The organism is Prosthecobacter fluviatilis (assembly GCF_042655725.1).
Lineage (GTDB): Bacteria > Verrucomicrobiota > Verrucomicrobiia > Verrucomicrobiales > Verrucomicrobiaceae > Prosthecobacter > Prosthecobacter fluviatilis.
On record NZ_JBHSMQ010000001.1, the window covers coordinates 405608 to 416269 of the forward strand.

The window sequence follows — 10662 nt, forward strand, 5'->3', positions numbered from 1 at the left end:
TCTTGATCGCTTCAGTTCTGTCTTGTTGTTGATATGGGAAATTTGGTAATAAATCAGCAAATTTCTTTTATGAAAAAGTTCATTCTTTTCCTTGCCTTGGGGCTGGTATGTTTCGGGCAGACCCCGCAGCAGGCGGCCGAGGTGGGAAAATATCATCAAATGCTCCTCAGGCACCCTAGGGCTGGCCTGGTCTTCGACAGGTTTTACTCAGCATGGATGGAAACAGGCACGCCGGACTCGTTGGCGGAGTTTCTCAGCGCGAAAACCGCCACCGCCGCCGATCTGCTCGTTCTGGCGATCTTTCACGAGCAGCGTGGCAATGAGGCAGAAGCTTTGAAAGCTTACACTTCCGCCTTGGATCGCGAGGGCACAAACCCGCTGGCTTGGTTGCAGAGGGCAAAGTTGGAGGCTCGCATGATGAGTTTTTCCGCCGCCCTGAAATCACTCGCCGAAGCTGAAAAAGCAGGTGCAGATGCTGAGCTTGCCCGCGAGCTGGGCCAGCTGCGCGGGCGCTGGCTGCTGCGCACAGGCAAGCCAGATGCCGCTCTCCAGGCCTGGCAGGACTTGCTCAAGGCTCATGCCGATGACGAAGATCTGACGGAGGAAGTCATCGAACTCCAGCTCGACGAAGGCCTTTTTGCCGAAGCCGAAGCGCAGATGCTGGCTCTGATTGCCAAAACCAAAGACCCGTATGCCAGGGCAGTGCGTCAGTTGCGGCTGTCAGAGATCCAGCTGCGCGCCAGCAGGAAGGACGCCGCGCTGGCTCTGCTGACGGCGACACTCGCGGGCACCGGCCAGGGCACCTGGATCGAGGGCGAAGTGCTTGCGCAGATAGAGGCAATGTTTCGTCGCGACGAGAACCTGAGCGGGCTGGTCAAAGAATTGGAAAAACTCCAGGCCGCTCATCCTCAGCGCACGGCGTTGGATCAGCAGCGCGCGCGGCTCCTGGCTGAGTTGGGCGAAAAAGACAAAGCCCTCGCCATCTATGCGGCGCTGCTGCAAAAAACACCCGGTCAGCGTGCTTTGCGCGAGACCTACCTGGATCTCCTGGCTCGTTTCGAGCAGCACAAGGAGGCCATCCTTCAGACAAACATTCTCCTGGAGCAGTCACCGGATGATCGCGAGCTCCTCATTCGTCTGGCCACATTGCAGGAGCGGGCAAAAGACAGGGCCGCTGTCAGCGCCACGCTCGAAAAGTTTCTGGCCGCCAAAGACACCTCTGAGTTCGATCACCTCCGCGTGGCCCGGCTTTACGAAAGCTGGGAGCGGAATGAAGACGCCACGCAAGCTTATGCCCGCATGGTCGCCGCCTTCCCCGAAAGCAGTTCGGCCAGGGAGGCTCAGGCTCATTACCTTCACCGTATTGGCAAGCGCGATGAGGCGCTGGCCATCTGGCGCGATCTGGCAAAAAAAGGCACCCTCGCACAGCTCATGGCCGTTGGGCAGGCGCTCATGGCGCGCCTCGAACCGCAGGTGGCTTTGGAAGTTTTGCAGGCGCGTCAGCCGGAGTTCCCGGGCGATGAGCGGCTGCTCGGCCTTTTGATCAACGCAGCGCTCGGTTCAAAAAAGGCCTCGGACGCCATTCCTTGGGCCGTGGCGCGCGTGCGTGCCACGGCCAATGTCGCCTTCATGGACGATGCGCTCCGGCAGGCCGTTGCCTGTCTCAAGGCGGACGAGCCCAGGCTTGACGAAACCCTCGCTGCTTTGAAGCGGAATGCTCCCAGCATCCAGGAGCGCATTCTCCTGGCCACACTCCTCGAGGAAAAAAAGGACAGCCTCGGCGCAGAGAACACCCTGCGCCAGATTCCACCCGAGCATGCCCTGGCTGCACAGACTCGGCTGCTCAGCCTCATGGAGTCTCGTCAGGATTGGCTGCGTGCGCTCCAGGAGGCGGAAAAACTCATCGCCATGCCTCAGGGCAAAAACTCCACCAATGCGCAGCGCCTCGTGGAGCTGGCTGAACGCGCCGGAAAACTCGACCAGGCTCTCAAGTGGGTGTCCGAATGGAAGTCACTCTCTCCCGGCTCGCCTTCACCTTGGTTGCGGGAGGCCAGGCTGCTGCAGCTCGGTGGCAAAGGTCGTGAAGCTCTGAACATGCTGCAGACTGCCGCGCACAAATTTGAAGATGACGAGTCGGTCGCGGAGGCGCTGGCCTCCGGTTACATCCAGCAGGGGCAGATGGGTGACGCGGAGCGGATTTACTTCTCTCTTTTTGAAAAGGAGGAAAAGACCGAGGACAAACTCCGCTGGGTTGCTCCACTCGCACGCCTCGCCAGCGATCGCGGCCAGTCCAAGGCGCTTACAGATAAGTTCATCGAACGTCAGCGCACCAACAGTGCGGATGCCGCTCCATGGCTGGCCCTCGCAGAGATCTATCGTGTGACGGGCAGCACCACCGAGCAGGAGCGCTCTCTTCGTGAAGCCATGCGTCTGCGCCCAGACGATGTGAATCTGGCCATCCAGATCGCACGCATGGACCTGGACTTAGGCCAGTGGAAACGGGCCCTCGAGGGGCTTCAGCGTGTCGCCGCCCGTTCCAAAGGTGGGCGGGTGCAGCAGATGATCGCTTCGATTGAGATTGAATACGGAGATGCAAACACCGGCTACCGCATGCTCTACGAACTCGCCGGCGGCGCTGAGATAAGCGCGGATGACGCAATCACACTGGCTAAAAGCATGACGGCGCAGCAGGACTGGAGGCGTGTCATCAGCTTTCTGGAGCCGCTGCTTCAGCGTTTTCCGGAAGACTACCGGCTGGCTTATCTTCAGGCGGTCGCTTTCGAGGAGGCGGACAGGGCAGATGCCGCCATGTCCATTTTTATCCGGCTCATGGGGCACTCTCTGGAACTGCCCTCCGTTAAGGCCCTGGTGACGCCCTCCGTAGTCAGGCCCGGCTATCTTGAAGAGTTGGAGAAGCGCACCCCCAGGGGTTATGTGGATCTGCTTCGTCTGACAGACGGCCGCAGCTACCAGGCTTACAACTATCGTCCGAGTTCCATCCGCTTCTCCGGGCAGAGCCCCAGCAAAGCAGTGATGCTGCCTTCCAGCCTGGACATGCTTCACCCCATGTGTGTGGCGCATGCGGTCACCCTCATGAAAGGGGAGTCGGCTCAGAAAAAGGAGGCATGGATCGCCGAGGCCAAAAACGCGCGCGTTCCCGGCGCACCGTACCTTGACCTCCTCGAGGTGGACCGGTACAACCGCCTGATCATCAGCCCTCCTGAGTTGGAGTCGCATGCCGATGACGACGTTCTGCTGGCCTTCTCCATCAGCAACAGTGAAAACGTCACGTTCAACGTCGCTTCACGCGCATTCGAAAGGTTTAAATCCAAATACCCTGAACTGATGGTGCAGGCCGCCAGGCATGCGGTGATGGCGGACAGCAAGGCTGGAGCGCCGTTGCTTGGGGAGGCCCTGGAGGCACTCGAAAAAATGCCGCCGGAGATGCTGCGGAAAACCAATGTGCCCACCTACTATCTGGGCACATTGATCGGCGGTGGTCAGAGAATGCGGGAGGACTCATACGCCCCCGGATTGCCTGAGCCTTTGTGCCGTCGCATTCTGTCGCTCCTCCTGCGTCAGCTTGATGCCACCGGGCCTGATGCAGCGGCCACGGCATACCTCTCTGGCGTACCCAGCGTCGCCAACGCCTGCCGCAGTCTCAAGGCGTGGAAGGAGTTCGTCGCCCTGATGGAGCGGGAAGTGAAGATCTGGACTGAGCATGAGCCTTCACGTCAGTCCTGGGCCAGATTCCCCTCCTCGGTGAGCCGCAGCAGCCAGTCGTCAAATGGGGGGCTGCTTGCCCCGTTGTCATTTCCCGCGGGCTCCGTCGTCCCCGGCACCCTCAGCCTGTACTTCGGCCGCAAGGACATCTACAATCCTCGGAACGACGACAAACTGGAGCCTGAAGAGGAGCAATACGCCGGAGTAAAGCCCTTCCTGGACAGCATCCAGTCAGCTTCATTGCGCATTCTGCTGGCCTACAAAATGGGCGATCGCGAACGTGTTGAGCGCGAAATCACCCAGCTCCTCGACTCCCCAGCTCCTACCGTGGACGACCTGCTGTTGGCGGCCTCCTGGTACAGCATTTCGTTCAAGCATGAGCGCGTGGCAGAGCTGCTCGTTCGCGCCTCCGGCATGAGCATTTCCCCGGCCATTCGTCCCGCTTATGACGCCGCTCTCGCGCAGGTTGCGTTGAAGTTGAAACCGCAGGCCGGAAGCCCGCTCCTGGAGCCTGCGCAGATGGCCCTGCGTCGCCTCCGCAGTGCGCGCGTGACTTCAGAGCAGAAAGACGAGCTCGTCGCCGCCATGAAGACCCTGCAGATGCCCGATGAGGCGGAGCAGTGGGCTCGTATGGCCGTGGTGGTGCCGTCTGTCCCTCAGCGTTCGGCCAGCTATGCCGGTAGCAGCAACAGCATCGACACCAAAAAACTGCAGACTCTTCTTGGGGGCAAGGATGAGGAGGCCATCGTCAAAGAGGCCGTCACCCAGCTGCGTCATGCGCTGGCTTATGCCGGCAATGGCAATCAAAGCTACGCCGCCAGCAGGGCCAAAGAGATCATGCGCCTTGTCGGCAGGCCGGGCCTGTCTGAAAAAATCCAGGCGGCCTTTGACCTCGGGGAAAGCGCCACGGTGGCAAAAAGGTTCGAGCTCGCACAGTTTTTCGAACTCGTCGGACAAAAGCCCCAGGCCATCACAGTGCTGGAAAAAGTCGTGGAGATGAATCCGAAGCATTTTGAGGCTCGCTTGCGTTTGTGCGCCTTGATTGCCGCCACCGATGCGCCGAGTGCGGTGAAAATGATGCAGGATGTGCCACCCTCCGCTTATCGGCAGAACAACATCGGGAGCCAGATCGCAGAGCTGCTTCGCCGGGATGATCAGATGCCTTTTGAGGCACGCATGAGCATTTTCACCGCCCTTGCTGGGATGTTGGACTCCTCGCCGCCTGCGGCCGACGCCAAGGGCCTTGAATGGATGATCGACCTTCCGTACATGATCGCAAATCAGACATATCGTGAGTCCCCCATGCTCGCCTATCTCTATTTGCGCCCCGCATTGGTCCAGCGGGACGGGGTCGACTTTCACCTGCCACCCACGGCTCCTGCGGCGCAAAAACGTCGCGAGGTGCACGATCACCTCTGCAAGGCGATGATGAAGCATCCCGTGCTCGCGGAGGAAGGCTTTCGTCGCTTCGCGGCCCTGGCCATTCAAGATGGAAACAAACTCAATGAACTCGCAGATGCCGCCCGTCAGATTTTGGAGGCGGCCAAAGCCGCGTCACGCTCGCAGTTGGGGGGCGCGAAGCGCCGGTTTTACTCATCTCAGGAGGTGACTAGCCTTTGGTCGCCTTCGCCGGCAGAGTTTCTCATCTGGAAAGCATGGAAGGAAAATCAGATGGAAGTCATCGCTCAGGAGATTTTGCCCCTCGCAGCTTCAGCTCTGGACAGCTCACAGCAGCGCATCTTGCGCGCGCAGTTGGCTGTCTGGTCCTGCAGTCCCGAGGCTTTCGTCAACAATGCTAGGACTTACCTCGCCGCCATGAGCGGTCGCAGCACTTCCAGCTATGCGGCAGATCAAAATCTGGTTTGGCTCATGGACCGCTGGCAGGAGCGCGGGATCGGGGGGGCGCCGCTCGATGAGCTGCTTGCCACCAGCATGAAGCAGAACAATGGCTTTGGCGAAGGCTATGCCGTCACGCACTACATCGCCGTGCGCCAGCAGATGCGACCTGAGTCTGGAATGACGCCGTTCCTGACACGGCTTGTCTCCGCCACGCTCGGCGCTGACAGCTCGGCCTGGAGCAAGGCCATGAACAGCATGGTCAGTGTGTACTATGGCGGCGGTGGCGGCTCCATCAGCAACCCTCCTGCCTACTCCATGCTTCGGGTCATCAGCAATGCGATACGTCGGCCGGCGACTTTTGGCACAGGCTTGCAGATGGCATCCTTGGTGGGCATTGCAGACAACCCCACATGGTCTCGCAACAGTGCCTCCAGCATGGTCGCAGTCTTGAAATCTCCAGATCATGCTTTTTCCGCACTCGGGGCTCTCGGGTGGCTGGACTCGGCAGAGCAGATGCTCCTGCCGGAAGACCCGGACTGCATGCAGGTGGAGTTCATCAAAAAAGTGCGTGAGAACCGCGAGACCATGCAGGATCTGCGCTCAAAGCTGGCTGCCGTTAAGCAGCGCACGTTTGGTGTGGAACTCTGCGAGTCCTTGCTGCAGGACGCGCCCTCCGGCCCCCTTTCGGCACTGTTGAAACGTCGTGCTGCGGATGTGGCGAAGATCCCCGCAAAAAGCGGCCCCGCCATCATGGCTCTCATCAAGCTGCAGATTCCCGCCCTCAATCAGCCCGCAGGCGCAGATCCCGCTCTGGTCAAAGTGCTCGATCCGCTCCTCTCCCTCGAGAGAAAGCAGGCGCTGGACGAGGTGGACCGCTGGATTGCCGCCGCTCGCATCGAGGAGGTGCACTCAGATGCCCGTAGCTTCTCAGACAAGCTTCAGGCGATGCTGAAATCTCTTGTTCCCGGTGATCTCGACAGGGCACAAAAGCTCTTCCTCCATGCCTGTGAGCTCATGGAGGCCAGGTCCCGCGATGCTTCTTGGAGCAACTACATGGGTGACAACGGCTGGTTCCGTCGCTCGGAAATCCTCGACGCCTTCAAGAAGGATTGGCCCAGACCTGAAACCATGGCCTTCGTCATGCGCCTCCTCCATGAGGACGCCACAGGCAATCTCTCTCCCGACGGCTGGGCCGCTAACAGCGGCTATGGACAGGCATTGATCGAGATCTGGCGCAACAACGGCGGTGGCGCCGCCATGGGGCGCGGCCTTGATGCCATGCTCAAACGCACGGCCGAGGTCATGCAGGACACACCACACACGCTGCTGCCCCTGGCCTTCTTTGATTTTTATCTTCGGCTGCCTCAGAGCCTCCGTGTTCCTGCCATGCAATATGCGGCCCGCATGCCCGCCTCACATCCGCAGGCCGCACTTGGCCGGGAGCTGGATTTCGCAGGCCGTTTCTTTCTCGCCACAGACTCACAGGCCCGGCAGAACGCTGCCGCTCAGAAAGCCGTCGAAGAACTGGGCGGCATGCAGCCCGTGTGGCGGCATTGCCGCGCCATGCTCAGCGCGGACAAGGCCAATGCGCGGGTGCGCCAGGCCCTCGTTCATTTCCTTTCCTATTGGGCGCGGGACAGCATTGACCCCGAATGCGCCAGACTCGGTGCCGCCGCCGCGCTGGTTTCCATGAAGCAGAAGCACTGCATTCATGGTTATCAATACGGCTGGATCATCCGTGCCTTCAACCAGCTGCCGGTCGATGCTGCCTGGCAGGCTGCCGCTCAGGAACACTGGGATGCATGGCTTGCACGGCTCGCGGATGGCGGCCTTTGCAGCTACCAGCCCTGTGACTGGGCCATCAACAGCATGCTGCGCATGACAGCCCGCTCGGGCAAAGATGACTGGATGCGCGCCATGCTGCGCACGCACCATCACACGCTCAGCAATGAGCAGTCTGGCATCGTCAGCCTCATGCTCGGCGGTCGGCCTCAGCTCGCTGCGGAGCACTTCAGGGCCGAGTGGCGCAGCTTCCTCATGGACCCGCAAAAGGAGCTGCTCTGGAGCAGGGAGATTGTCGAAAATCTGCCCGCCTTCAAAGCCGCCTGCGGCGACCCTGGGCTGGCCTTGCTGGGGGAAATTTATCTCTCCTACATCAAAGACCCCGCCAAGCCCGAGCAGGCCGCCATTCCGGGCTTCAAGAACCGAGAGGAACGCTTCAAAGACCTCGCACGACGCTTCAAAGAAACAAAGTTCACCGACGAGGAAATGCGCAAAGACTGCGTCGAGATCATCTGCCAGTTTTATGACGCCGCAGACCTGATCCACGAGGCCGCAGATCAGGTCGCTGCCAAAACCAACATCGAGGCGCTTGCCGCCATCGATCAAACCTGGGAGCACTGGCGTCAGCTCAAGCCCCTGCAGTTCTCCCTTGGCTGGAAGGCCGCGCATGGGGATGTCCAGCCAAACATAGCCGCCTATGACCGCGCTCTCGCCGCTCGCTACAGTCAGAGCTACTACCAGCGCTCAGCTGTCAAGGAAACCGGCTGGGGGCCCACCTGGGTCGCCAACTGGCTCTGGTCCCGCGAGTCCGAGGCCGGGCGTGAGCCGGACGTCCGCGCAGTTTTGCCCTTCCTGGATCATGTGATCACCAAAACCCCCGCCGATCTGCGGGATCTCCATGTCGCCGACTGCGTGACTCAGAAATGGCTCATCCATCTCGTTGTCAATGAGCCCGAAGCCTTCGAATCCTGGCGCAAAGGCTTGAAGGAGGAGGACCGCCGCGACCTCAAAAAGCGCGTGCAGGAGCGCTGGGAGATCTGGGACTACATTCGCCAGCTTTCCGGCACTCAGAAAAAAATGCGCCTCACGCCTGAGCAGCGCGCCCGGCTGGTCGTTGCTGTGCTAGGCGACGAATGGTCCGCTGCAAAGTATCCCGCCGCAGGTCCGGGCATCCCCAATCTTGTCAACGAAATCGTGCAGAAGGGCGGCGTCTTCAAGCCGGACGAGTTTGCTCCCCTCGCAGCTCAGATCGCCGCCGCACTGCCGCGCATGGGCCGCACCGCCGGGGAGGCCGCCGAGCTTCTGGCCGCAAACGGCAAAAGCGAAGCCGCCGCTCCGCTGTTTGCGCTGGCTTTTGAGCACGCACGCAAGGAAAACGAAAAGGACTACGGTCTGGCTGCCGGCTACCTTGTGAAGCAGGCGGAAATCCTGGAGCGCACCGGCAAAAACGCGGAGGCGCTTCAGCGGCTTAAATCACTCGATGAGAAGCGCTTGGGAGGTGGTGTTAAAAAAACCGTTGAGTCCGCCTTATCGCGTCTTTCCAAATAGCCCAAGCAAAATCTTGTCCCAAACGTCTCGCTCTGGTAAAACCTCCGCAATTCCGCTCACCATGCCTGCTCACGATCGAATCCTCGCGTTTCTGTCTGCTGTCAAAGCACGTTTGGATCTCGCCTGGCTGGTCCGGGCCTTCTGCGGCTCTCTCCTCCTCGTCGGCTCCGTGCTTTGCATCTGGTGCTTGGTCTGGGTCTGGCGCGGTTACGCCGTGCCGGCCAGCGGCTACATTGCAGCAGCGGTCGCCTTGCCCTTCATGGCGTTGGCGGCATGGATGCTCGGCCGTGCCTCGCAGCGCAAAGCCGCGCGCATTGCCGACGAGCACTTCGGTCTAAAAGACGCCATCAGCTCCCATCTGGGTTTCACAGACGAGCATCGCGAGGGCGCATTCATCGCTCTGCAGGCCGAGGCCACCGCCGTTCGTGTGCAGGCTCTCTCACCCCGCAGCATACCGGTGCAGTGGCCGCGTCGTATGCTCACCATTGCCAGCGTGCTGCTCATGGCCTGCTTCGTCATGGGCTTCAAAAAAGACTCCCCCCTTGTTCTCGAGCGTATCGCGCTGGAGACTGAGACCCTGCGCAAGAGCGACGAGGTCAACAAAGAGCTCGAAAAGCAGGTCGAGGAGCTCCTTAAAACCGCCACGGATGAAGAAAAGGAGCTGCTGCATCCCGACGAATGGCGTCAGTGGGTCAAAGACCTCCGCGAGACCAAGGACCGCAAAGAGGCCATGCGGCAGTATGCCGAACTCGAGCGCAAGATCAGCGAGGCTGCCCAAAAGCTCAGCCAGCGCGATGCCGAACAACTTCTCGCCAAGGCCGCACAGGAAATGAAACAGACCGCCGAGCTCAAGCCCATCTCCAAATCCCTGGAGGAGCAAAACTACCGCCAGGCCGCCTCCCAGTTGCGGCAGATGAAGCTTCAGGCCGACGTGCGAAAACCCGACGAGGCGCAGAAGGAGCTCGCCAGGCTCAAGTCCGCCTCTCAGCGCATGGCCGCCGCCGCTCGCAATTTTCAGCAGCGCACCGGTCAGCAGGGAAATCAGGGCAAAGGAAATCAGTCTCAGCCCAGCCAGAACCAAAATGCTCAGCAAAGCGGCCAGAATCAGCAGCAGTCTCAGGGCCAGCAAGGCAGCCAGGGGCAGCAGAGCATGGATCAGCAGATGACCTCTTTGGAGCAGGCCGTCCAGAACCTTGAGCAGCAGCTTCAACAACAGCAGCAGCAGAATCAAAGCCAAAGCCAAAGCCAAAGCCAAAGCCAGTGTCAGGCCTGCCAGAATCAGGCCAACCAGGCGCTGCAAAACCTCACCCAGAGCATGTGTCAGTCTTCCGCCAAGCGGGACATGATGAAGAAGCTCCAGTCCCTCGGTCAATGTGCGGGCAAATGCCAGGGCTTCATGTGCAACAAGGAGGGCCAGAGTCTCAGTCAGTGCATGGGCACCCAGCCCGGAGGAAAAAAGGCCGGTTCAGGCAGCGTCGAAAGCCGCCGCGCTGAAAGCGACGCCACCCAGGACAATGGCAATCGCGACCAGCTTACCGGCCAGAAAGGCAGCGGCCCCAGCAATACCAGCATCGAATCCGCTGATAGCGGTACAGGTCGTGCCACTCGCGCCGCCACACTCCAGGAAAAAGCCTTCCAGCGTCAGGTCGAAAGCTTTATCCAGCGCGAAGATGTGCCCGCCGAAGTGAAGGAAGGCGTCAAAGAGTACTTCAAAGGCATCCAGCAGGTTGGCAATGAATCGGCCGCACCTGCGGCAAAATGAATGCCCCC

General features: G+C 60.3%; 2 protein-coding genes. Both read left to right on the forward strand.

Annotation, left to right across the window (positions count from 1 at the left end; all coding sequences use genetic code 11):
* The first annotated feature begins 69 nt into the window (after positions 1-69).
* Positions 70-8892 (forward strand): tetratricopeptide repeat protein, encoded by an 8823-nt coding sequence (locus ACFQDI_RS01535; RefSeq protein WP_377162679.1) that lies wholly within the window; start codon positions 70-72, stop codon positions 8890-8892.
* Positions 8893-8953: 61 nt separating this feature from the next.
* Positions 8954-10654 carry a hypothetical protein gene (locus ACFQDI_RS01540; protein WP_377162681.1) on the forward strand — a complete coding sequence of 567 codons (1701 nt, stop codon included), beginning with the start codon at positions 8954-8956 and terminating at the stop codon, positions 10652-10654.
* The last annotated feature ends 8 nt before the right edge of the window (positions 10655-10662 follow it).